The organism is Nocardioides jishulii (genome assembly GCF_006007965.1).
Classification (GTDB): Bacteria; Actinomycetota; Actinomycetes; order Propionibacteriales; family Nocardioidaceae; genus Nocardioides; species Nocardioides jishulii.
The window spans coordinates 2,103,112-2,125,226 of record NZ_CP040748.1 but is presented as its reverse complement, the minus strand read 5'-3'; the positions used below and the strand labels follow the sequence as shown (position 1 = coordinate 2,125,226).

Here is a 22,115-nt window from a genome sequence, read left to right as displayed (position 1 = left end):
GACGAACGAATGAGGAAAACGATGACGGACAACGTGTTGAGGATCGGCATCGGCGGCCCGGTGGGGTCGGGCAAGACCGCCCTGACCGAGGCTCTGGTGCCGGGGCTGCTGGCGGCCGGTCGCCAGCCAGCGGTGATCACCAACGACATCTACACCCAGGAGGACGCCCAGCACGTACGACGCGAGCTCGCCGGGGTCCTGGACCCGGAGCGGGTGGTGGGCGTCGAGACCGGCGCCTGCCCGCACACGGCGGTGCGTGACGACCCGACGATGAACCTCGCTGCCGGTGCCGAGATGCTCGAGCGCTTCCCCGAGGTCGACACCCTGCTCTACGAGTCCGGCGGCGACAACCTGACCCTCACCTTCTCGCCGATCCTGGCCGACGTCTTCGTCTTCGTCCTCGACACCGCCGAGGGCGAGAAGATGCCGCGCAAACGTGGTCCCGGCATCACCGACTCCGACATCCTCGTCATCAACAAGATCGACATCGCCCAGTACGTACGCACCGACCTGGGGGTCATGGAGTCGGACGCCCACCGGGTGCGGGAAGGGCGGCCGGTCGTGCTGACCAACTCCCTCACCGGCCAGGGCGTGGCCGAGCTCCAGGAACAGATCCTGTCCCTGTGGGCCGAACGCAGCGGAGCGCTGTTGAGATGACCGGTGCACGCGTACGTCCCCGCAGCCCCACGGTCGCCCAGGTGCCGGTCGAGCCTGTGTCGGTCGAGCAGGTGCCGGTCCAGCGCAGCGTCGTGGGCTACGGCGGTCCCCGGCTCCAGCCCGGTCACTACGAACCCGACTGGGTGCCGGAGATCATCGCTCGACACCGTGGCGTGCCCGACACCCTTCCCCCGGGGAGCCCGGGCAAGATCGGCATCCTCGAGCTCGGGTTCGCCCGGCGCGGTGACGGCACGGAGCTGGTCGAGCACTACCAGAAGTCGCCCCTGCAGATCATGCGTCCGCTCTACTACGACCCGTTGCGGCCCGACATGCCCTACACCTACCTGATGTCGACCGGTGCGGGGATCATGCAGGGAGACCGGTTGCGCACCGACCTGACCTTCGGGCCGGGGTCGTCGGCCCACGTCACCACGTCGGCCTACACCAAGGTGCTCAAGATGGAGCACGACTACGCCGTGGCGCAGGTGAACCTCGACGTGCAGGACGAGGCCTACGTCGAGTATCTGCCCGACCCCCTCATCGCCTTCGCGCGGTCCCGCCTGTACCAGCGCAACCGCGTCACCATCGCCGAGTCCGCCACCCTGGTGATGGGGGAGACCTTCATGGCGGGGCGCCTGGGCAGGGGTGAGCGGCACGCGTACACGGCGCTGGCCAGCGACCTCGAGGTCCGGCGTCCCACCGGCCACATGGTCGCCCTCGACCGGGTGCGGCTCGTGCCCCAGGATGGCGACACCGGTGGCCTGGCCGTGATGGACGACCGCGACGTCCTCTCCATGCTCTACGTCCTCACCGACCGGATGAGTGCCAAGGAGCTCCAGGAGCTGTTGCACGACACCCTCGCCCCGGAGGTGGGCGACGTGTCGTTCGGCGTGAGTGCCCTGCCCGGCGAGGCAGGTGCGTGGGTGCGCATGGTCGCCGACGACGTGATGAGCGTCGCACACGCGACGACCCTGGCCTGGCGGGCGCTGCGGCTGGCGCTCACCGACGTGGAAGCACCCCTCATTCGAAAGTGCTGACCGATGGGCTGACAGGCCCATGGAAGAGGAGACGAGATGTCCGGGATGAGTGCGACGCGTGACCCCGCAGCCAGCCTTCGGGCGGTGACCTGGCGCTCCCTCGCAGAGGGGGTCGGACAGATCTTCTTCCAGGCGAACCCCTGGACGGGCCTGCTGATCCTGGCCGCCTTCCTGGTGGCGGACTGGCAGATGGCGCTGCTGGCCGCGATCGGCACGATCATCGGCACGTTGGCGGGGTGCCTGGTGGGCTTCGACGCCGACAACGTCGGCATGGGCATGCAGGGCTTCAACGGCTGCCTGGTGGGAGCCGCGGTCTACACGGCGCTCGGCGCGCAGGGGTGGGCGTACGTCCTGACCCCGGTCGGAGCCGTGCTCACCGCACCGCTGACCCTGTTCTTCGCCTGGCTCTTCGCCCGTCCGGCGCTGAAGGGGTTCAACCTGCCCTACACAACGGCCCCCTTCTGCACGGCTGCCTCGATCCTGTACGCGGCCTCCACCAGCATCCACGTGGAGTCATCCGCGAAGCACGTCGTCGACGGCACGGGCGATGCCTTCCTCACCTCGCTCCTGACCAACGTCTCGGAGGTGGTGCTCGTCAACAGCGTGTGGGCGGGTGCCCTGATCCTTCTCGGGCTCTTCATCGCCTCGTGGAAGGTCGGTCTCGCCGCGGTGATGGGAAGCGTGCTGGGCAGCCTGACGGCCCTCGCCATGGGCGAGTCGGCGAGCACCATCGAGCAGGGGCTGGCCGGGTACTCCGGGGTGCTCACGGCGATCGCGCTGGCCGTCGTCTTCCACCAGGCCAACGTGGCCTCGTGGTGCTACGCCGCGGTCGGCACCGTGGTGACGGCCGTCGTCACGCTGCTCATGAACGACGCGACGACCTTCCCGCACTACACCTGGCCCTACATCCTCACCACGTGGGTCTTCCTCCTCATCGGGTCCAAGATCGCGGCACTGCGGCGGACGTGAAGGGTGCGGTGGCGGCGGGCTGATCGCCCTGGACCCAGACCGAAGCGGATCCAGCTGAACGGCGTACGTCTCGACGGACGCCGTTCCTCCGTCCTCGAGCTCGACACGCTCTCCCTCCAGGTCGGGGAGTGCCTCCTCGTCGCGGGGGACCCCGGGCAGGGGCACACGGCGCTCGCCCTCGTCGCCACCGGGCGCATGCTCCCCACCTCGGGGAGCGTCGAGCTGCTGGACGGGGACGGGAGCGTCTCCACGTCGTCCACCCTGCTGCGCCGGGTCACCGCACTGGTCGACCTCCCCGGTGTCTCGGAGCCGGACGAGGTCGTCCCCCTGCACACGGTGGTCGCCGAGGAGCTGGCCTACGCCCATCGGCCCGCGCGCGCGGGACGGATGAACCCGTGGCTCGAGTCCCAGGGGTTGCTGGACCGGCGCAAGGAGCGCTTCGAGGACCTCTACGGAGGTGACAGGACCGAGCTGCTGACGCGCCTGGCCGCGCAACGGCTCGACGTCCGGTTCCTGGTGCTGACGCTCCCCGACCGGCACGGCGGCGATCCGCGCCGGTGGTGGGGCCTGGCCCAGGAGTTCGCGGGTCAGGGATACGGCGTGCTGGCGCAGTGCCTGCGGCCCACGGCGCGAGACCTGGGAGCCACGCTCCCCACCGCGCGGGGACCCGAGGCGCTGCGCCGCAGGCCGGTGGAGGCGCTGAGGGTGGTGGTCGACGACTACACCGGCGAGGACCAGCAGGCGGACGCATCTGACCCGCCCAGGGAGGACGAGGACGCGCCCACCACACGGTTCGAGCGTCTGACGGACGACGGGAGCTCACGCTCCCCTCACGAGGAGGCCGACCCATGATCGCGATCCGAGTGGCGGCCGCCGAGCTGCGCCGCCTCACCACGGGGACCCTCCCGAAGCTGGCGGTGCTGGCCCTGGTGGTGGTTCCCTCGCTCTACTCGGGCCTCTACCTCTTCGCCAACGACGACCCCTACGGACGGCTCGACCAGGTGCCGGCTGCCCTGGTGGTGCAGGACCTGGGGGCCACCACCGCGGGCGGGGAGGGACATCCCGCCCGCGAGGTCAACTACGGCGACGAGGTGGCCAGGCGGCTGCTCGACGGCGACGGCGGGTTCGGATGGACCAGGACGAGCCAGACCGATGCGGAGGCAGGCATCCGTTCGGGCAGGTACGACTCCGCCCTGGTCATCGGGCCGTCCTTCTCCGAGGACCTCGTCTCCGCAGGCAAGTTCGAACCTCGGCAGGCGAGCCTGACGTTGATCACCAACGACGCCAACAACTACATGGCGACCACCATCGCCGACACCATCGTGGGGAAGGTGCGCGACGCCATCGCCGAGGAGGTCGGCACCGAGGCGGCGACCACCTTCCTTCGGGGGTTCGCCTCCATCCACACCAACCTGGCGAGCGGGGTCGAGGGCGCGGAACGCCTGGTCAAGGGGGCCGACGAGTTGGTCGCCGGCACGAAGCAGGCCGTCACGGGGACCCGCGAGCTCGCGACGGGAGCGACCGAGGCGTCGAACGGCACGACGCGACTGCGCAGCGGCGCCGACGAGCTCGCCTCCGGGGCGGGACGCCTGACTGCGGGGGCCAGCGAGCTGAGCTCCGGTCTCGGCACCCTGGCGACCCGGACGCGCGACCTGCCCGACCAGACGCGCCGTCTCGCCGACGGTGCCGGTCGGGTCGCTGCGGGCAACGAGGAGGTCGCCGCAGTCGGACGCCGCGTCGCCGAGGTGACCGGCGACGTGCTGCGCCAGCTCGAGGAGGCTGACGCGGCGCTGCGTCGTCGCGTGCAGGAGCTGGTGGACGACGGAGTGCTGACACCGGCCCAGGGCCGCGACCTCATCGCCGTGCTTGACGTGGCCCGCGCTCCGGTCCAGCAGGCAGGGAGGGACGTCCGGCAGGCGTCGAACCGCCTGGACAAGCTCAGTGCCGGGTCGGGCGAGGTCGCCGCCGGCGCGCAACGGCTGGCTGACGCGACGCCCGAGCTGGTCCGCGGGATCGACAGCGCGCGGGCCGGGGCCGGCCGACTGCAGGAGGGTGCTGCCCAGCTCGACTCCGGCGCCGGACGGCTGTCGACGGGGGTCGACTCACTGGCGTCCGGCACCGCCCAGCTGGCGACGGGGGCCGATCGCCTGGCCCGGGGGAGCGTACGGCTGAGGGACGGGAGCATCCGCCTGCGAAACGGGACCGCAGAGCTCCGATCGGGTCTGCGCGAAGGGCTGGGCAAGATCCCGAACCCGGACGCCAGGACGGAACGTGCGACGGCCAGGACGATCGGCAACCCCGTACGTGTGGCCGACGACACGCTCGCCCGCGCCGGCAACTACGGGGCCGGCCTCGCCCCCTTCTTCATGTCGCTCGCCGCGTGGATCGGGGCCTACGTCCTGTTCCTCCTCGTCAAGCCGCTGTCGCCGCGGCCGACCGCTGCGGGCGCGGCCCCGTGGCAGACGACGTTCGGCGGCTGGATACCGGCCGGGCTCATCGGTGCCGTGCAGGTGCTCGTGATGTTCGGGCTGGTGAAGTTCGCGCTCGGCATCGACGTCGTGCACCCGGTCGCGACCGTGCTGCTCCTGCTGCTCGCGTCCGCGGCGTTCGTGGCGGCCATCCAGGCCCTGAACGTGTGGCTGGGCGCCGTGGGGCAGTTCCTGGGCCTGGTGCTGATGCTCGTCCAGCTGGTCACTGCGGGTGGAACGTTCCCCTGGCAGACCGTGCCGGAGCCGCTGCGGAGCTTCCACCAGGTACTGCCCATGTCGTACGCGGTCGAGGGGCTGCGCCAGACGCTGTACGGAGGGGACGGGCAGACCTTCACCATCGACGTGGCGGTGCTGGTCGGCGTGCTCCTGGTCGCGCTGGCCTTCACGACCTGGGGAGCACGTCGCCAGCGGACGTGGACCATCAAACGGCTGCAGCCCGAGCTCGTGCTGTGACGACCGCGGCCGTCACAGCACGTCGCCCGGTCAGGGAGCCCGACGCAGCTCGGGGAAGGGCACGCGCCACACCAGCGTCGTCCCGACCTCGGCCACCGACTTGATCTCCAACGCACCCCCACGCTGCTGGGCTCGGGCGCGGATGTTGGCGAGACCGCTCTCCTCCATGACGCGGGGGAGTCCGGTGCCGTCGTCGGCGATCGTGACCACCACGTCGTCCAGGGCACTGAGCTCGACCGAGCAGGTCGTGGCCCGGGCGTGACGTGCGGCGTTGGACAGGCCCTCGCTCAGCACCGCCAGGACGTCGGAGAGGAGGCCGGGGTCGATCACCGTCCTCACCGGACCCCGGAACTCGAGCCGCGGACGGAGCTTCATCGTCCGTGTCGCCCTGTCGACCAGCTCCTCGACGGCGGCGCGTGGATCGGTGTCGTCTCCCGTCGCACCGAGCCTGAAGATGATGCGCCTGATGTCGCGAATCGTGGTGTCGATCTCTGCCGAGTCACGGGCCAGCCTCCGCGCGATCTCCGCGGGATCTCGCAGCCACGAGATGGCTTCCACGTCGAGGCCCAACGCGAAGAGCCGCTGGATGACCAGGTCATGGAGGTCGCGGGCGATCCGGTCCCTGTCCTCCAGCGAGGACCACTGGTCGGCCTCGCCGAGGTGCTCGACGTCCAGGTCGGTGCCCTGGGCTCGAGACGCCAGGTGGTGGCGCCTCACCTGGTCACGCAGCCTGGCGTTCTCGATGAGCACGCCCGATGCTGCGGCCAGGGCCTGGGCGATCTCCCGGTCGAGCTCGGTGAACCCGCCCGCCCGGGTGGTCTTGCCGACCAGCTTCAGGTGCCCGATGACCTCCTCCTGGGACCGGACGTCTGCCTCGAGGACCTCCCACCCGCGCTTTTTGGGTGGTCCCCGGTGGGTGGGCCCGTCCACGAGCTCGAAGACTGCCTCGTGGGCCCCCGTGATCTCCTTGGCCACTGCCATGATGCGGGCCAGCTTGTCGTCCAGGCTGAGCCCCGACGACACGCTCGTCAGCACGGCCAGCAGCGAGAGCACGGCCTCCTGGTCGGCTCGCGGCCCGTTGGAGGAGACGGCTCTGCGGGCGAGTGATCGGAGGTCCGGCGGATCGTCGTGCAGCCAGGGGTCCTGGCGATTTCCCGAGATGTCATACATGGCCACTCCCTTGTCATCCCTCGTGCCATGGGGAAAGCCATCCCCCATTGGATGTATGCCCACCTGAGGTATGCCCCCTGTCGGTGGCGCCCACTCATGCGGCGCCGTGGACGCCCCTCAACGGTGGTTGTGCTGGTGTCCGTGGTGTCCCCCCTGGTGTCCCCCCTGATGTCCTATCGTCGCGATGATCGCCGCCTGGGTCCGAGACGTGACGCCGAGCTTTCCGAGCATCGCGGACACGTAGTTCTTGGTGGTCTTCTCGGTCAGGTGGAGCTGCGAGGCGATCTGTCGGTTCGTCAGCCCCTGGCCGACCAGCTCCAGCACCTGCCGCTCCTTCGGTGTCAGGTGCTTGGTCAGGGGATTGACGGGAGGCCCGTCACGCAGCCGCGCCAGCACGCGGGAGGTGAGTGACGGGTCGAGCGTGGACTGACCCGCTGCGACGCGGCGCACGGTGTCAACGAGGTCGGAGACCTTCACCTGCTTGAGGGCGTATCCCACCGCACCGGCCATGATGGCCGCGAAGAGGGCTTCGTCCTCGTCGTAGGAGGTCAGCATGAGGGCGGCGATCCCGGAGTCCACCGAGCGCACCTGACGGCACACCTCCACGCCGGTGCCGTCGGGGAGCCGCACGTCGAGGATGGCGACGTCGGGCCGGAGTGCAGGAATCAGCTGGGCGGCCTGCTGGGCCAGGCCCGACTCGCCGACGACGACGATGTCGCCGTCGCGCTCCAGCACGCTGCGGATGCCGTGACGGACCAGTTCATGGTCGTCGAGCAGAAAGACAGTGATCGGCTTGGCCGGGCCGGCGGCGACTTCCTGCAGTTCGGGTTCCATGTTGTCAATGTACGTTCGGGCACAGCCCGTTGATCTTCCGCGAGCCAACGAATTTTGGGGATTTCGGCCCTTGTGAGTGGTGGGACCTGTGGTGTATCTGAGTCGGCTCCGTGTCGGTCTGCCGGCCGAGGCAGAGGTTCCGAGGGGCTCCTCGCAGACGGAGCCGACGACCCCTGCCGACCCTGCGGTCGCATGCTCTCGACGGACCATGTCCGCCGCTTCGGGAAAGGTGTCCTTGGTCATCGGGACCTGAGCCGAGCAGCCCTGCCGGGAAGGGGAGGACCCGGCGCACCGTCATGGCATGAGCATGCGCCAGATCCACCACATCCCCCGTCCGTCACTGCCACGTCGTCCGGGTGACACGGTCGGCTTCCTGGAACGCAATCCCCGCACGGGGACCGCACTGACCCTCTTGCTGCTGGTGCTCATCGGAGTCGCCATCGGCACCTCCGTCGGGCTGGCAGTCCTCAACGCCGCGCAGTGGCTCGTCGGCCTCGTGGCGTCGTCCTAGCGACTCGGCACCGGCCTACGGCCGTTCCTGCGCAGCCTGCGCGTCCAGGAGCCGGCGGGCCCGCGCTCCGTCGTCCTCCTGCCCCAGCGCCCGCCGGAAGTTCTCGAGCTTCTGCTCCCCGGCGGGGAAGGGAGGCAGCAGCGGGACGTCCGGGTCGACGACCGCCTCCAGCACCACCGGGCGATCCGCCGCCAGCGCACGCTCCCACGCCGCCTCGACCTCGTGCCCGTGCTCCACGCGGATGCCGGTGAGCCCGAGCAGGTCGGCGTAGCCGGCGTACGGGAAGTCCGGCAGCGACTGGCTGACGTCGTAGCGCGGATCGCCCTCCGTCTCGCGTTGCTCCCACGTCACCTCGGCCAGGTCGCGGTTGTTGAGCACGAGCACGACGAAGCGAGGGTCGTCCCAGTCCCGCCGGCGAGAGGCGACGGTGATGAGCTCGGCTATCCCGTTCATCTGCATGCCCCCGTCTCCCACCAGCGCGACCACAGGTCGTCCGGGCTCGGCGAGCTTGGCAGCCAGGCCGTAGGGAAGGCCCGATCCCATCGAGGCCAGCGTGGAGGACAGGTGCGCCTGCACTCCGTGGGGGAGGGTGAGGTGCCGCGCGTACCAGTAGACGACCGATCCGACGTCGACGCTGACCTGGGCGTTCGCAGGGAGTTGCGGGGTGAGGGCCCGTACGACGTACTCGGGCGTGAGTGGGTGGGCGTCGGCCGCGGCGCGTTCCTCGGCGATGGCGTGCCAGCGCTCCACCTGGGCCACGACGTCGGACCGCCACGGGAGCGACGACTTGTCCTCCAGCAGGGGCAGGAGCCGGTCGAGGGTCTCGGCCGCGTCGCCCACGAGCCCGACCTCCACCGGGTAGCGATTCGCCAGGTGCCGGCCGTCGATGTCGACCTGCACACCTCGCGCCTGTCCGGGCGCCGGGTAGAACTCCGTCCACGGGTCGTTGGTGCCGATCATCAGGAGGGTGTCGCACTGGTCCATCAGCCATCCTGAGGCGGTCGTGCCGAGGTGGCCCATGACGCCGCAGCTGGTGGGCAGGGTCTCGTCCCACCACGGCTTGCCGAGGAGGCTGGTCGTCACGCCGGCACCGAGTCGTTCGGCCACGGCGCGCACCTGCCGCTGGGCGTCCTTCGCGCCCTGACCAACCAGGAGGGCCACGCGTTCACCGGCGTTGAGAACGGCGGCGGCCTCCGCGAGGTCGTCGTCGGCGGGGATGACGCGGGGCGTGCGCCACTGGGGCGCGGTCGGCACGACGCCGTGCTCGTGCGGCGGCTGGTCGGGGGCAGGCTCGACCTGGACGTCGTGGGGCAGCACGACGACGCAGGGGGAGCGGGTCGCGAGGGCCGTCCGGAAGGCGCGGTCCACCACCATGGCGGCCTGCTCCGGCGCCAGCACCGTCTGGACGTACTGTGCCGCCACGTCCTTGAAGAGGGCCGGCAGGTCGATCTCCTGCTGGTACTCCGATCCCAGTGCCGTCGTCGGTTGCTGGCCGACGATCGCCACCAGAGGGTGGTGGTCGAGCTTGGCGTCGTACAGGCCGTTGAGCAGGTGCACCGCACCCGGACCCTGCGTGCTGGTCACGACGCCGACCCCGCCGGTGTACTTGGCGTGGCCCACCGCCATCAGGGCAGCGTTCTCCTCGTGGCGGGCCTGGACGAATGCCGGGTCGCCGTCGGCCCTTCGCAGGGCGCCCATGAAGCCGTTGATGCCGTCGCCGGAGTAGCCGAAGACGCGGTGCACGCCCCATGCCCGCAGGCGTTCGACCACGAGGTCTGCCACCAGGCGCTGGGGCTGCTGGCTGGACTCTGCGCCGTCGTCCGTGACGTCGTCGGCGCTCACGCGGTGGTCTCCTGCTGCCATGGGCACTCTTCCTTCGGCTCGGGGTGGACCCCGGACCCGTACCCCGCTGCGAGCGCTCCATGCCTGGTCAGGTGGTCAGTACAGGTGGCGGTCCTCGCGGGCGCGCCACGCGTGGAAGGGCATTTCCGCCTCGGGCAGACGCAGGGACTTGACCGCGACCTCCCACTCCGCACGAGGTCGGGTGAACAGCTCGTAGAAGCGCCGGTCGTCGAAGCCGCCGCGTGCGGCGTCGTCCCGGTCGGCGGCGTAGACGATTCGGTCGACGCGCGCCCACAGGCAGGCGGCGAGGCACATCGGGCACGGCTCGCACGAGGCATAGACCGTGCAACCGGCGAGGCTGAACTCCCCGAGCGCGGTGCAGGCGGTCCGGATGGCCTGGACCTCGGCGTGGGCGGTCGGGTCGAAGTTCGAGGTCACGCGGTTCTGACCCGCGGCGATCTCCACGCCGTCGCGCACGATGACGGCGCCGAAGGGACCGCCACCGTCGGAGACGCTGTCGGTGGCCAGTTCGATGGCTCGTTGGAGCCAGCTGCTGTCGTCACTCACCCAGCCATGGTGACAGGTGGCTGGTGGACCGTTGTGCCCACAGTTCCTGACGACGGGACGGAACCCTCGACCTTGCCGGGCGGCAGGCAGGTTCTTCCGGAGCCGCTGCGCACGTGCCAGCATGTGCAGGTGGAATCACACCTGCGCCACTACCGGACCGGTGACGTCGAGCGCGTCCTCGACCTCACCGAGGACGTCGCTGCCTGGGTCTCGGGACGCGGGGACGGGCTGGTCCACGTCTTCGTCCCGCACGCCACGGCCGGCCTCGCCATCCTCGAGACCGGCGCGGGCTCCGACGACGACCTGCTCGCTGCCCTGGGTGACCTCCTGCCGGCCGACGAGCGGTGGCTCCACCGCCACGGCTCGAGGGGGCACGGGCGCTCGCACGTGATGCCGGCGCTGCTCCCGCCGTACGCCAGCGTCCCCGTCCTGGGCGGACGACTCGCGCTCGGCACCTGGCAGAGCATCTGCCTCGTCGACCTCAACGTCGACAACCCTGAGCGCGAGGTGCGGTTCTCGTTCCTCGCTGGCTGAGGGCCTTGCCCGCTGGGGTGACCAGCGGGAGAGTGGGGTGCACGAGTCCGCCCGACGCCAGGGAGCCGAGATGCCTCAGTACCTGATCCACTTCAACCAGCAGTGGGTCGGCGACCACGACGAGGCGTGGTTCGCGAGTCGTGTCGCACCCTCCGTGGCGGTCATGCGGGAGATGCAGGAGCACGGCGTCCTGGTGTATGCCGGTGGGCTGGTCGAGGAGCTGGAGGAAGCGGCCAGCGCGGACGCCCGGAGCGGTGAGGTGGTCGTCACTGACGGGCCCTTCACGCAGACCCAGGAGTGGCTGGGTGGGCTCACCATCATCGACGTGCCCGACGACGAGTCCGCCCGCAGGTGGGCCGGGAAGGTGGCCGAGGGGTGTGGCTGGCCCCAGGAGGTGCGCCGCTTCACGTCGGGGTCCATGCAGGAGCTCGTCGGCGGGGAGTCAACCGGCTCGTCCGGGTGAGCGGTGCTGGCGTGACCTTCGGGGCCACCGTAGGTTGGAGGTCCAGGCACGCAGGAGGCGACATGACTCACGAGGCGCTCGTCGAACGGGTCCGCAGGCAGCGGGAGGAGCTGCCTCAGGTGTACGGACACCTCGACCCGGACGCCGTGCCGGAGCGACTCGCGCTCGGCCCTGACGACCCCAGCGAGCTCGGCTTCGTGAAGGGTGCCGACCGGGCCTCGATCCTGGCCGACGCCGATCTGGTCGACCTGGTGGTGACCGCCACCCGTCTGGGCGACGTCGTGGCCGACGCCTACGCCCTGCTGCTGCCGGTCCACGGCATGCGCGGGTTGGTCACGATGCTGCGCACCGCCTGCCGCGAGGGGGTGGACGCCGTGCAGGACGCCCCCGCCGAGCTGCGGGCCTTCATCGCCTCGATGGAGGCGACGCCGGAGTGGATCGACATGGACCTCGTCCGGGAGGGCGCCCGGTGGGAGCGGATCGATGCCGCGCTCGTGACGCCGTTCGTCATCCGGGGCGCCTTCCTGGCGACGTTCCTCAACGCGTACGCCGCGCTGCCGATGGCGATCACCGGGACCCTGTCGGGCCGGACGTCGGCGCGCCGCGTGAAGGAGACCGCCTCGTTCTTCGCCGCGACCGTGCTGCCCGGGGGAGTGGACCGCTTCGGCCCTGGCTTCGAGGCTGCTGCGATGGTCCGGCTCATGCACTCGTCGGTGCGGCTGCACGCCCTGCGCAGCGAGCAGTGGGACGTGGGCACCTACGGGTTGCCGATCCCGCAGGTCGACCAGATGCCGGCGGGGATGATCAACATCGCGCTGATCTCCATGAAGGCGCTGCGCCAGGGACGCACCGAGTTCGACGCGCGGGAGCAGGCCAACGTCGAGCTGGCGCGGTACCGGTGCTTCCTGCTGGGCCTGCCCAACGAGCTGCTCCCCGACTCGCCCGCCCAGGTGCTGAGAGTGCTCCAGGCCCGGGCTGCGACGCTGCGGGCCAGCTTCGACGACGCGACGTGCGGAGAGCTCGTACGCTCCACCCTGGCCGCGACCCTGCACCCGGACGCCCACGGCGCCGGGGTGCTCGCCGAGACGTTCGAGCGCAGCTTCTCCACGGTGACGTTCGTGAAGGCCTTCCTCCAGGGCGACTACGACCGGGCGGCGGCGATGGGGGTCCGGGTCAGCGCCCTGGACCGGGCGCGAGCGACGACCATGCTGCCCTTCGTCATCGGACGCACGTTGGCCGCGCGCCGGCTCTCCCACGTCCCCGGTGTGGAGAAGCTGGTGGACCGCTACGTGGTGGCCACCCTCGAGCGGCGCCTCCGCGGCTACGGACACCCCGAGTACACCGCGCGGGTGTGAGACGTCCTAGCCGCGACCCTGACGGCGCGGGAGTGCGGCTCGCGCGTCGAGCCGGCGGACAGACTCGCGGATCGCGCCGTCCAGCATGAGGTCGAGGTCGCCCGCCACGCGGTAGGGGTGCTCCACCATGCCGTCCGCGACCCAGCGCAGCACCACGGCCAGCACCGCCGAGGTGTAGAAGTCGACGACCAGAACGCGATCGTGGGGGAGGACCGGTCCACCACCGTCCCGGTCCATCACGGCCTCGGTGACGGGCCGCATCTGCCCGAGCAGGAAGCGCTCGAGCCCGGCACGACCGAGCCCGTCGAGCACGGCGAACGTGGACGAGCGGTTGTCGCGCATGTAGAGCATCAGCCTGACCAGGCCGTCGGACCAGCCCACGTCGGAGGCGTCCGCGCGGACCTGGGCGGCGACCTCGGTCTCGAACACCCAGACGGCGAGGTGCCGCACGTCCGGGAAGTGGTAGTAGAACGCCTGCCGGGTCAGTCCGCAGTCACGCGTCAGCTGCGTGACCGTCACCTTGTCCAACGGCTCGGTGCGCAGCCGCGCCTTGAGCGCGGACGCCAGCGCGTCGCGTGCGCCTGCTCTCTGCTGCGCCTGGGCGCTCCCCTCAGCCATGCCTCACAGTACGGCTCGACGCCCTTGGACACATCGCCTCAGCTGTCTAGTGACGCCCGGCGGAGCAGTTCCTACCGTGGAAATCGGCGGACCGCACGTCGCGGACCGCGACGGGAGAGGAGGTCCGATGTTCTTGTTCGAATCCATTCCTTGGTACTCGTGGGCGATGTTCTTCGTCGTCCTCGGGGGCCTCATCGCGCTCAACGAGGTCACGCGTCGTTGGAAGTGGGCCGGTCTTGGCTTCTTCGTGGCGTTGCCAATCTTCCTGACCCTGTTCGTGTGGCCGAACACGGCCGGCGAGGGGTCGTCCACCGGCACCTGGTTCCACTGGGTGAAGGTCTACTCGGCACTCGCCGGGTGCTTGGGCTTCATGCTCATCCGGTACGTCCCGCGGTTGGCGAAGAACCGCTGGATGCTGATGTTCCCCGCGGCCATCCTGGCGATCAACATCGCCGAGGCGGTCATCCGTGACTTCCAGGTGGCGGGACTGCAGGGCATGCACGACGGCGTCTTCATGGTCGGCGGGTCGTGGAACTACATGAACGGCATCGCCGGGATCCTCAACCTGCTCACGATCTGCGGATGGGCCGGAATCATCGTGTCGCGCGACCGCTCGAAGGACATGATCTGGCCCGACATGATGTGGTTCTGGATCATCGCCTACGACCTGTGGAACTTCGCCTACGTCTACAACTGCGTCGGTGACCACGCCTTCTACGCCGGTGCGGCCCTGCTCATCTCCTGCACCATCCCCGCCTTCTTCATCAAGAAGGGCGCCTGGCTGCAGCACCGCGCCCACACGCTGGCCCTGTGGATGATGTTCACGATGGCGTTCCCGACCTTCGTGACCTCCTCGCAGTTCGCCGTCGAGTCGTCGCACAACCCGACCGCGCTCTTCGTCGTGTCGGCCCTGTCGCTCGCGGCCAACGTCGCCGTCGCGGCCTACCAGGTGTTCGTCATCGTCACGCGGCACCGCAACCCGCTGCGCGACGAGCTCTACACCGAGCTCCGCCCGTACCGCGAGGTGCGCGCCGAGAACCTCCCCGAGGAGTCGCCCCTCGGTCAGCCGGGGGTCCGGGAGACGGGGCAGGCGCTCCCCGCCTGAGACCGCCTGCCCGGCTCGTAGCCGGGGCACGGTGGACAACGCGCCGTGGTTGAGCCTTGAGGCTCGGCCACGGCGTTGCTGCACGGGGGCACCGACCCGCTGACCCGCTCGTGCCCATGCCCCTCCCCGACAGGGTCAAAGGTCTCTGGTCGAGGACCGGTTGGCCCCCTAGCGTCGAGGCACACCTGTTTCGCGCCCCTGACGTGGGCGTGGATCGAAGCCGGACCGATCGAGTCGCAAACCAGCGTGGAGGCCACACCGTGTGCACTGCAACGAACTACACCGCCAAGGACCACTACTTCGGTCGCAACCTGGATCTCGAGTTCTCGTACCACGAAACGGTCACCATCACTCCGCGCAACTACCCGTTCCCCTTCCGGAGGGTGAACGACCTCGTGGCCCACCACGCCGTCATCGGGATGACGACGGTGGCCGACGGCTACCCGCTCTACTACGACGCGACCAACGAGAAGGGGCTGAGCATGGCGGGGCTCAACTTCCCCGAGAACGCCGACTACAAGCCCGAGACGCCCGGGAAGGACAACGTCACGCCGTTCGAGTTCATCCCCTGGATCCTCGGTCAGTTCGAGACCGTGTCCCAGGCTCGCGCGGCCCTGGAGGCGATGGTGCTCGTCGACATCCCCTTCAGCGCCGAGTTCCCGCTCTCGCCGCTGCACTGGATCATCTCCGACCGGGACGAGTCGATCACCGTCGAGTCGGTCAAGGACGGGCTGCGGATCTACGACAACCCGGTAGGACTGCTGACCAACAACCCCCCCTTCGACATCCAGCTGTTCAACCTCAACAACTACGCGAGCATGTCGACCGCCCAGCCCGAGAACCACTTCTCGAAGAAGCTGGACTTCGACACCTACAGCCGCGGGCTCGGAGCCGTCGGGCTGCCGGGCGACCTCTCCTCGATGTCCCGCTTCGTGAAGGCCACGTTCACGGCCATGAACTCGACGTCGGGCGACTCCGAGTCCGAGGCGATCAGCCAGTTCTTCCACATCCTCGGCTCCGTCGCGCAGCAGCGGGGCTGCGTCGAGGTGGGGGACAAGTACGAGATCACCATCTACTCGTCGTGCTGCAACACCGACAAGGGCATCTACTACTACACGACGTACGAGAACAGCCAGATCACGGCGGTCGACATGCACAAGGTCGACCTCGACGGCGACACCCTCTCCACCTATCCGCTGGTCACCGGGCAGCAGATCCTGGCGCAGAACTAGTCATGGAGGGGGTGCCGCTCAGCTGGGCCGCGGTCCCGCGGGCGCGGCCCGTGAGGTGCTGGACCAGCGCACCAGGCCCGAGCCGTCGCCCCGCACGAATCGTCTGAGATGGACGAGACCACGGCTCCCCACCGGTCGGTGGGCACGCTCGGGCTGACCTTCGTCGCGGTCGGGGGCGTGGTCGGATCCGGACTGTTGTTCGCCCCGCTCCTGGCGGCACAGCAGGCCGGGCCTGCGGCCATCCTCGCGTGGCCGATCGCGGGGCTGATGCTGATCAGCGTCGCACTGGTGTACGCCGAGCTCGCCGCGATGCTGCCAGTGGTCGGCGGCCTCGGGCTGCTGCCGACGTACAGCCACGGGCGAGGGGTGGGCATCGCGATCGGCTGGGTGGCGTGGGTCGGCTACGTGACGGCCGCGCCGATCGAGACCCAGGCCATGTTGGAGTACGCCAGCAACGAGCCGGCCTTCGACTGGCTCTTCGTCGCGGAGGCCTCGTCCAACGGGAAGAGTGCCCTGAGCCTGCCGGGAATCGTGGCAGCCACCGTGCTGCTGGCGGTGTTCACCGGGCTCAACGCCTACGGAGTGGCTCTGTTCACCCGGATCAACACCGCGCTCACGTGGGTGAAGCTGCTCGTTCCCGTGGTCATCGCGGTCGCGTTGCTCACCCAGTTCTCCACCGCGGCGATCCGCGAGACCGGCTTTGCTCCTGGCGGAGCCGCCGGGGTGATGAGTGCCATCACCACGGGGGGTGTCGTCTTCGCCTTCCTGGGGTTCCGGCACGCCTTGGACCTCGCCGGCGAGGCGCATCGCCCTCAGGTGACGATCCCGGTTGCCCTGGTCGGAGGAATCCTCATCTGCACGGTGCTCTTCACGCTTCTCCAGGTGGGATTCGTCGGGGCCGTCAACCCGGACGACCTCGGAGATGGCTGGGCGGGCCTCGACAAGGGCGGCGTGAACGGACCGCTCGCCGGGCTCCTCGCTGGCCTGGGCATGGCAGCGCTGGCGAACCTGGTGGTGGCCGACGCGGTGCTCGGGCCCTTCGGCGCAGGCCTGGTCTCCACCGCCTCCACCGGTCGGCTCGCGGTGGCCGTGGCCCAGAACGGTCTCTTCCCGCGTGCGGTGTCGGCCTTCACCCGGCGCGGCGTCCCGATGCGGGCGATGACGCTGAACCTCGTGGTCGGTGTGGTGCTGCTCGTCGTGTTCCGTGACGGGTGGTCGGAGCTCCTCTCGTACAACTCCGGGGCCATCGTGCTGTCCATGTGCCTCGGACCGGTCAGCGTGCTCGCGCTGCGCCGCCAGGTCCCGGACCGGCGACGGCCGTTCCGGCTGCACGTGGTGTCGGTCCTGGCCCGGATCGCCTTCGTCGTGATCTCCCTGATCATCTACTGGACAGGGTGGGAGACGATGATCAAGCTGACCATCCCGATCGCCGTCGGTGTCGCCGTGCTCGTGTGGCGCATCGTGCGTCAACCCCAACTCCGCGGTTCCCTGGAGCTGGGGTCGCTCGCCTGGCTGGGCCCCTACTACGCCGGCCTGCTGGTGCTGACCTTCCTCGGAAGGTTCGGAGGTGGCCGCGACGTGCTGCCCAACGGGGTCGACATGGTCGTGGTGGCCGGCTTTGCGTTGGTGCTGCTCGAGTGGGGCGTACGCTCCGCCCTGCCCGCCAGCCGGGCCGCCGCACTGGTCGCGGAAGTGCCCGAGTACCGGGCGGAGGGTGGCCGATGAGGATCCAGGTCACCATTCAACGGCCGTGCCACAGGCCTGCGCCTCAGCCGTCGTGCGAGGACGTACCGCTCTCCAGGATCGAGACGATCGAGTAGAGCGTGAAGCAGACGGCGCCCAGCCCGACCAGCACGTGCGCGGCGACGAAGACGTTGGAGTCGGTGATCGCGGCCTGGAAGACGAACGCTGCGAGGAAGAGGCAGCTGAGGGCGGTCACGATCGGGACCAGCGGCACGCGGTTGGCGAGGCTGAACGTGCGCCGCCACACCAGCGCGAGCAGACCGACCTTGCTCAGGATGCTGAAGCAGACCAGCCCCAGGCCGATCATCACGAACCCCGGGGTGCGGTAGTACGGCTCGTCGTCGAGGACCAGCAGCACGATCCCCCAGACCATGGCGGCCGCGCCCATCACGATCACCAGCCAGGGCCACAGGACGCGGTCCCGGGGGCCGTAGGAGTTCTGGACCTGGCGCAGGATGCTCCACACCAGTCCGATCAGGCTCGTGCAGATCATCGCGAGGCCGATGACCACGTGGCCCACCGTGAACCTGCTCGGTGAGGTGGTCATCAGCAGGTTGGCGACACCGAAGGCCCAGGCGGTCGCGGCGAGGAGCACAGGGATCGCCCCGAGCACGGTCACGGCCACTCCGGAGAAAGCCGTCGAGGGTGCGGTCCGCTCACCGGCTGGTTGCGCGGAGTTGGCCGGGATCAGTGAGAACTTGGTGGAGGCAGTGGCGACGGTCGCCACGCAGCCGCTGATCAGGCCCAGGCCGAGGACGACGTGCCCGGCGACGTAGTCCGGGTCCTGGCCGCTGCCCGAGGCTCCGGCGAACAGGCTCACGCCGTACGCCGACGTGACGACCGCGGACAGGTAGCCGAGCGCGGGATACAGCACCTTGTCGACGGCGTTGAAGCGACCGATCAGCTGCCTGATGATCGTGGCGGCCGTGCAGAACAGGCACAGACAGATCGCGGCGAGGAACGTGACCACCCGGCCTGCCACGAAGTTCCCGGGGGCATCGGCTGCGTTCCAGACGTAGACGCCGAAGCCGATGCAGACCGCCATCATGGCCAGGGGGATGGCCCGGAACACGACACTGACCCAGTAGTTCATGACTCCACCAGCCTCGGTTGCGGTTCGAACGGGAGCATCTGCTCCTGGCCCTTGTGGAGCACCAGGCACGTGGACTCGGGAATCTCCCGCCAGGCACCCTTCAGGTCGCTCAACGGCTCCGAGACCACCACCTTGGCGTCCTCGGAGAGTCGCCGCAGCATCTGGTTGCCGGGGTACTGCTGCTGCAGGGTCGCGATGTCAGCGCTGTGGAACAGCGTGCGGGATCGCCCCTGGCTGCTGTAGCGGAAGGCGTAGAACGTCTCTCCATCGGTCATCCCGACCGTCATCTGCAGGGGGAAGTCGACGCCGTGGCGACGACCGGTCTCCTCGATCAGCCCCACGGCCCGGCTCACGGCGCCCACTGGATCCTCCTCGAGTCCGAGGGTCAACGCCAGGTGGAAGAACATCTCCGTGTCGCTCGAGCCCTCGATGCCGGCGAACAGGACGGGATCCACCGCCATCGCCAGGTCGTACTTGAGGGTGAGGAAGCCATCAATGGATCCGTTGTGCATGAAGAGCCAGCGCCCATGCCGAAACGGGTGGCAGTTGGTCTGCTGCACCGCTGAGCCGCTGGAGGCGCGGACGTGGGCGAGCACGCAGGGCGACCTGATGTGCGCCGAGATCTCCTCGAGGTTGCGGTCGTTCCACGCGGGCTCGGTGCTGCGGATGACGCCCGGCGTCGGGAGGTCCGTGTACCACCCGAGCCCGAAGCCGTCGCCGTTCGTCGTCTCGGCGCCCATGGTGGAGCTCAGGCTCTGCACGATCAGCGAGTGCTCGGGCCGGTAGAGCAGGTCGTGGACGAGCACCGGCGAACCGGTGTAGGCGAGCCATCTGCACATCGCGGCCTCCTTCTCCGGGGGAGTGGCGATGGAGCGAGTGGTCCCCTCTTGGGACGATAGCCCTACCGACTGCCGGGTGGCGAGGCCCTGACCGCAGCCCCCGGCACGTCCGACCAGGGCTGCAACTGCTCGGCTGGGGTACTTGTCGAATGTGTGCTTCTCGATCGGTGCTGACCTGACCACTGGCGTGGCGCTGCTCCCCGTCGCTGTTGTCAGCCTGCGCGAGGTGCGCACGCTCCGCGAGCTGCCGTTCGCGTCGTTGCCGTTGTTCTTCGCCCTCCACCAGCTGACCGAGGCCCTCGTCTGGCGCGAAGCATCTGACTACGTCTCCGCGGCCGTCCAGCAGGCCGCCGCGCTGGCGTACGTCCTCTTCGCGTTCCCGATCCTCCCGATCCTGGTGCCGCTGGCGGTGCTGCTCCTCGAACCCAGGGCGAGACGCTTGCGGGTGGCGCCCTTCGTGGTGCTCGGTGCAGTGGTCGCGGGGTACCTGGGGTGGGCGGTGCTCAGGGGCCCGATCGAGATCCGCCAGGAGCCGCACGCCCTGGTGTACGACGTCGGACTGACGTACGGGGTCATGTGGGCCGTGCTGTACGTCGTGGCGGTGATCGGTCCGGCGGTGATGTCCGGCTACCCCTCCATCGTCGCCTTCGGGCTCCTCAACCTCGTCGGGCTCTCGGTCGTCGCCATCGTCTACGTCCAGGCATTCGCGTCGCTGTGGTGCGTGTACGCAGCGTTGAGCTCCGCGCTGGTCGTCGTGCACATGGTGCTGCGTCGCCGGCTCACCGACCTCCATCGCTACGAGCGGGCGCTGTCGCCTGCCTGAGGGTGGGGGAGCAGGGCCCACAGGCGGAGACCCGCGCCGCCGACGCGTCTCCTCCGCGGTCAGCAGGCCGTGCTCGTGACCGCGTCCGGGCCGGGCCGGACCGTCCCGCCCCTGGTCGCGCGCAGCAGCGCCACCCGGAACGACCGAGCGTCCTGGAACCGGTCGCCGCGCTCCTTGGCGAGCGCCCGGGCAAGGACCGAGTCGAGGGCGGCGACGCCCGTGTCCACGCGCGCGGGTTCCTCGTGGACGTGTTGGTAGGCGACCGAGACGGGGTCATCCCCGACGAAGGGAGGTCTCCCGCTCAGCAGGTGATGGAGCAGGCAGCCTGCGGAGTACAGGTCGCTGCGTGCGTCAGCCGCGTACCCGCGCAGCTGTTCGGGCGCCAGGTAGGACGGCGTGCCGAGGAGCTCCCCGGGCAGGGTGAGGGTCGCTGCAGGGTCGTGGCTGCTCCGGGCGACGCCGAAGTCCACGACCTTGACCGCACCCTGGGCCGTCACCATCACGTTGGCGGGTTTGATGTCGCGATGGACGATGCCCGCCCGGTGGCTCGCCTCGAGGGCGGACAGGACCCCCAGCTGGTAGTCGAGTGCCTCGGCGAGCGTGGGCAGGCCACGCTCGAGGACGTCGCGCAGGGAGCGGCCGGTGATGAGCTCCATGACGAGGAAGGGGCGTCGCAGCGGTACTCCCGACGCGTCTGTCGAGTGCTCGTACCCGGCGTCGTGGACGACGACGATCTCGGGGTGCCGCAGACCGGTCACCGCCTGCGCCTCCCGCCGGAACCTCGCGTGGAACCGAGGGTCGGTCGCCAGATTCTCGTGCAGCACCTTGATCGCGACGGATCGGCCGGTTCGCAGGTCGCGACCCCGGTGGACCACCGCGGTGGCGCCGCAGCCGATGACCTCGCCGACCTCGTAACGCTCGAGCAGGACACGACGCGTGCCCAGCGGGCCTTCGACGGAGCCCGTGCGAGTGGTCCCTGGGGCGACGTTGTCCTCGGGCCGACGGCGTCCGGCCGTGGACCTGTTCATCGCCGCGGCTCCCAGCGGAAGAGCCGACCGGCCAGCGCGACGGCGAGCGCGACCCAGGCCAGGGTCGGCGCCAGCAGGGACAGCGACTCGGCGAGGCCGACGTTGCCGTCCCAGGCGTTGATCACCAGCTCCGCCGCCGAGCCGCCGGGCAGGAGTCGCTTGAGGTGGGTGAGCTCCTCGGTGCCGCTGATCCCGACCCAGCTGGCCACCGCGATCACCGCGAGACTGACCGGGAGAGTGGTGACCTGGGCGTGCTCGGGAGAGTTCGTGAACCCGGCAGTCGCCAGGGCCAGGGCCACCATCATGGCCGTGGTCGCCAGGACCGCCAGCACCACGAGCCCGATCGCGTCAGGACGGGCGGAGACCTCCCCGAACACCACGAGGATCACGGTGACCTGGACGAGCGCAACGACGACGACAGGGAGGAGCAGCCCGGCGAGGATGCTCCGGTCGCTGGCCGCCGTCGAGCGCAGCCGCTTGAGGAAGAGGTCTCTACGGCGGGCGGCCAGGGTGGTCACCGCCGTGGTGTAGAGCCCGAAGGCAAGCACGGTGAACATCACGATGGCGGCGACGTAGCCGGCGCTGCCGAGATCGGCGAAGGTCTCGTGCTGCCGGACGAAGTAGGCGCCGATGGCGACAGGGATGATCAGGCCGGTCACCAGGACCAGGCGGTTCCGGAACATCTGCAACAGCTCACTGCGAGCGATCTCGAGCATGGTGGCGAATCCCTTCGGTGTTGTGTGGTGGTGGGGT

General features: G+C 69.8%; 22 protein-coding genes. 13 read left to right on the top strand and 9 right to left on the bottom strand.

Annotated elements, in window-relative coordinates; genetic code table 11:
* Positions 1-21 precede the first annotated feature (21 nt).
* Genes ureG through FCL41_RS10000 form a run of 5 tightly spaced genes read left to right on the top strand, consistent with a single transcriptional unit; the run spans position 22 to position 5,605 of the window.
* Complete coding sequence (ureG, locus tag FCL41_RS10020) at positions 22-657, top strand: urease accessory protein UreG (RefSeq protein ID WP_137065896.1); 636 nt, start codon at positions 22-24, stop codon at positions 655-657.
* Positions 654-1,694 carry an urease accessory protein UreD gene (locus FCL41_RS10015; protein WP_137065895.1) on the top strand — a complete coding sequence of 347 codons (1,041 nt, stop codon included), beginning with the start codon at positions 654-656 and terminating at the stop codon, positions 1,692-1,694. Before ureG ends, FCL41_RS10015 begins: the two co-directional genes overlap by 4 nt.
* A 45-nt stretch (positions 1,695-1,739) precedes the next feature.
* Positions 1,740-2,663, top strand: coding sequence for an urea transporter (locus tag FCL41_RS10010; RefSeq protein ID WP_170970252.1), 924 nt, complete (start codon positions 1,740-1,742; stop codon positions 2,661-2,663).
* A gap of 3 nt (positions 2,664-2,666) precedes the next feature.
* On the top strand, positions 2,667-3,515 hold the full coding sequence (locus FCL41_RS10005; protein ID WP_137065893.1) for a hypothetical protein: 849 nt from the start codon (positions 2,667-2,669) through the stop codon (positions 3,513-3,515).
* The gene (locus FCL41_RS10000; RefSeq protein WP_137065892.1) at positions 3,512-5,605 is read left to right on the top strand and encodes a YhgE/Pip domain-containing protein; all 2,094 of its coding nucleotides are present in this window, start codon (positions 3,512-3,514) and stop codon (positions 5,603-5,605) included. Before FCL41_RS10005 ends, FCL41_RS10000 begins: the two co-directional genes overlap by 4 nt.
* Positions 5,606-5,635: 30 nt before the next feature.
* Here the strand turns inward: FCL41_RS10000 and FCL41_RS09995 are convergent, their stop codons facing one another.
* Complete coding sequence (locus FCL41_RS09995; RefSeq protein ID WP_170970251.1) at positions 5,636-6,775, bottom strand: sensor histidine kinase; 1,140 nt, start codon at positions 6,773-6,775, stop codon at positions 5,636-5,638.
* 117 nt (positions 6,776-6,892) lie between these two features.
* Positions 6,893-7,609 carry a response regulator gene (locus FCL41_RS09990; RefSeq protein WP_137065890.1) on the bottom strand — a complete coding sequence of 239 codons (717 nt, stop codon included), beginning with the start codon at positions 7,607-7,609 and terminating at the stop codon, positions 6,893-6,895.
* Positions 7,610-7,910: 301 nt separating this feature from the next.
* Between FCL41_RS09990 and FCL41_RS09985 the strand changes: the two genes are divergently transcribed.
* Entirely contained in the window at positions 7,911-8,120 is a 210-nt protein-coding gene (locus tag FCL41_RS09985) for a hypothetical protein (protein ID WP_137065889.1), read from the top strand.
* A gap of 15 nt (positions 8,121-8,135) precedes the next feature.
* Here the strand turns inward: FCL41_RS09985 and FCL41_RS09980 are convergent, their stop codons facing one another.
* Both FCL41_RS09980 and FCL41_RS17455 read right to left on the bottom strand, forming a co-directional pair.
* Positions 8,136-9,983: a thiamine pyrophosphate-requiring protein gene (locus FCL41_RS09980; RefSeq protein ID WP_137065888.1), complete on the bottom strand. Its 1,848-nt coding sequence runs from the start codon at positions 9,981-9,983 to the stop codon at positions 8,136-8,138.
* Between the two features lie 75 nt (positions 9,984-10,058).
* On the bottom strand, positions 10,059-10,529 hold the full coding sequence (locus FCL41_RS17455; RefSeq protein WP_275403736.1) for a nucleoside deaminase: 471 nt from the start codon (positions 10,527-10,529) through the stop codon (positions 10,059-10,061).
* Between the two features lie 129 nt (positions 10,530-10,658).
* Here FCL41_RS17455 and FCL41_RS09970 point away from each other — a divergent pair, with 129 nt between their 5' ends.
* From FCL41_RS09970 to FCL41_RS09960, 3 genes are all read left to right on the top strand, one after another.
* Positions 10,659-11,063 carry a YjbQ family protein gene (locus FCL41_RS09970; RefSeq protein ID WP_137065886.1) on the top strand — a complete coding sequence of 135 codons (405 nt, stop codon included), beginning with the start codon at positions 10,659-10,661 and terminating at the stop codon, positions 11,061-11,063.
* A 70-nt stretch (positions 11,064-11,133) separates the two neighbouring features.
* Positions 11,134-11,526 (top strand): YciI family protein, encoded by a 393-nt coding sequence (locus FCL41_RS09965; RefSeq protein ID WP_137065885.1) that lies wholly within the window; start codon positions 11,134-11,136, stop codon positions 11,524-11,526.
* Positions 11,527-11,588: 62 nt separating this feature from the next.
* Positions 11,589-12,881 (top strand): oxygenase MpaB family protein, encoded by a 1,293-nt coding sequence (locus FCL41_RS09960; RefSeq protein ID WP_137065884.1) that lies wholly within the window; start codon positions 11,589-11,591, stop codon positions 12,879-12,881.
* A 6-nt stretch (positions 12,882-12,887) separates the two neighbouring features.
* On the opposite strand, the gene FCL41_RS09955 is transcribed toward FCL41_RS09960, so the two are convergent.
* Complete coding sequence (locus FCL41_RS09955; protein WP_137065883.1) at positions 12,888-13,499, bottom strand: TetR/AcrR family transcriptional regulator; 612 nt, start codon at positions 13,497-13,499, stop codon at positions 12,888-12,890.
* A 127-nt stretch (positions 13,500-13,626) separates the two neighbouring features.
* On the opposite strand from FCL41_RS09955, the gene FCL41_RS09950 reads away from it, so the two are divergent.
* The 3 genes from FCL41_RS09950 (at position 13,627) to FCL41_RS09940 (ending at position 17,561) form a co-directional block, all read left to right on the top strand.
* Entirely contained in the window at positions 13,627-14,604 is a 978-nt protein-coding gene (locus tag FCL41_RS09950) for a DUF5692 family protein (protein WP_137065882.1), read from the top strand.
* Positions 14,605-14,864: 260 nt separating this feature from the next.
* Positions 14,865-15,836, top strand: a complete 972-nt coding sequence (bsh, locus tag FCL41_RS09945; protein WP_137065881.1) for a choloylglycine hydrolase — start codon at positions 14,865-14,867, stop codon at positions 15,834-15,836.
* A 108-nt stretch (positions 15,837-15,944) separates the two neighbouring features.
* Positions 15,945-17,561 (top strand): APC family permease, encoded by a 1,617-nt coding sequence (locus tag FCL41_RS09940; RefSeq protein ID WP_137065880.1) that lies wholly within the window; start codon positions 15,945-15,947, stop codon positions 17,559-17,561.
* A 43-nt stretch (positions 17,562-17,604) separates the two neighbouring features.
* Here FCL41_RS09940 and FCL41_RS09935 read toward each other — a convergent pair whose 3' ends face one another.
* Both FCL41_RS09935 and FCL41_RS09930 read right to left on the bottom strand, forming a co-directional pair.
* The gene (locus FCL41_RS09935) at positions 17,605-18,672 is read right to left on the bottom strand and encodes a DUF2776 family protein (protein WP_137065879.1); all 1,068 of its coding nucleotides are present in this window, start codon (positions 18,670-18,672) and stop codon (positions 17,605-17,607) included.
* Positions 18,669-19,511: a class II glutamine amidotransferase gene (locus FCL41_RS09930; protein ID WP_137065878.1), complete on the bottom strand. Its 843-nt coding sequence runs from the start codon at positions 19,509-19,511 to the stop codon at positions 18,669-18,671. Before FCL41_RS09930 ends, FCL41_RS09935 begins: the two co-directional genes overlap by 4 nt.
* Before the next feature lie 151 nt (positions 19,512-19,662).
* On the opposite strand from FCL41_RS09930, the gene FCL41_RS09925 reads away from it, so the two are divergent.
* The gene (locus FCL41_RS09925; RefSeq protein ID WP_137065877.1) at positions 19,663-20,334 is read left to right on the top strand and encodes a DUF6629 family protein; all 672 of its coding nucleotides are present in this window, start codon (positions 19,663-19,665) and stop codon (positions 20,332-20,334) included.
* Between the two features lie 59 nt (positions 20,335-20,393).
* Here the strand turns inward: FCL41_RS09925 and FCL41_RS09920 are convergent, their stop codons facing one another.
* Both FCL41_RS09920 and FCL41_RS09915 read right to left on the bottom strand, forming a co-directional pair.
* A complete protein-coding gene (locus FCL41_RS09920; RefSeq protein WP_137065876.1) occupies positions 20,394-21,362 on the bottom strand; it encodes a protein kinase domain-containing protein in 969 nt (322 codons plus the stop codon).
* On the bottom strand, positions 21,359-22,078 hold the full coding sequence (locus tag FCL41_RS09915) for an ABC transporter permease (RefSeq protein WP_137065875.1): 720 nt from the start codon (positions 22,076-22,078) through the stop codon (positions 21,359-21,361). Before FCL41_RS09915 ends, FCL41_RS09920 begins: the two co-directional genes overlap by 4 nt.
* Positions 22,079-22,115 lie beyond the last annotated feature (37 nt).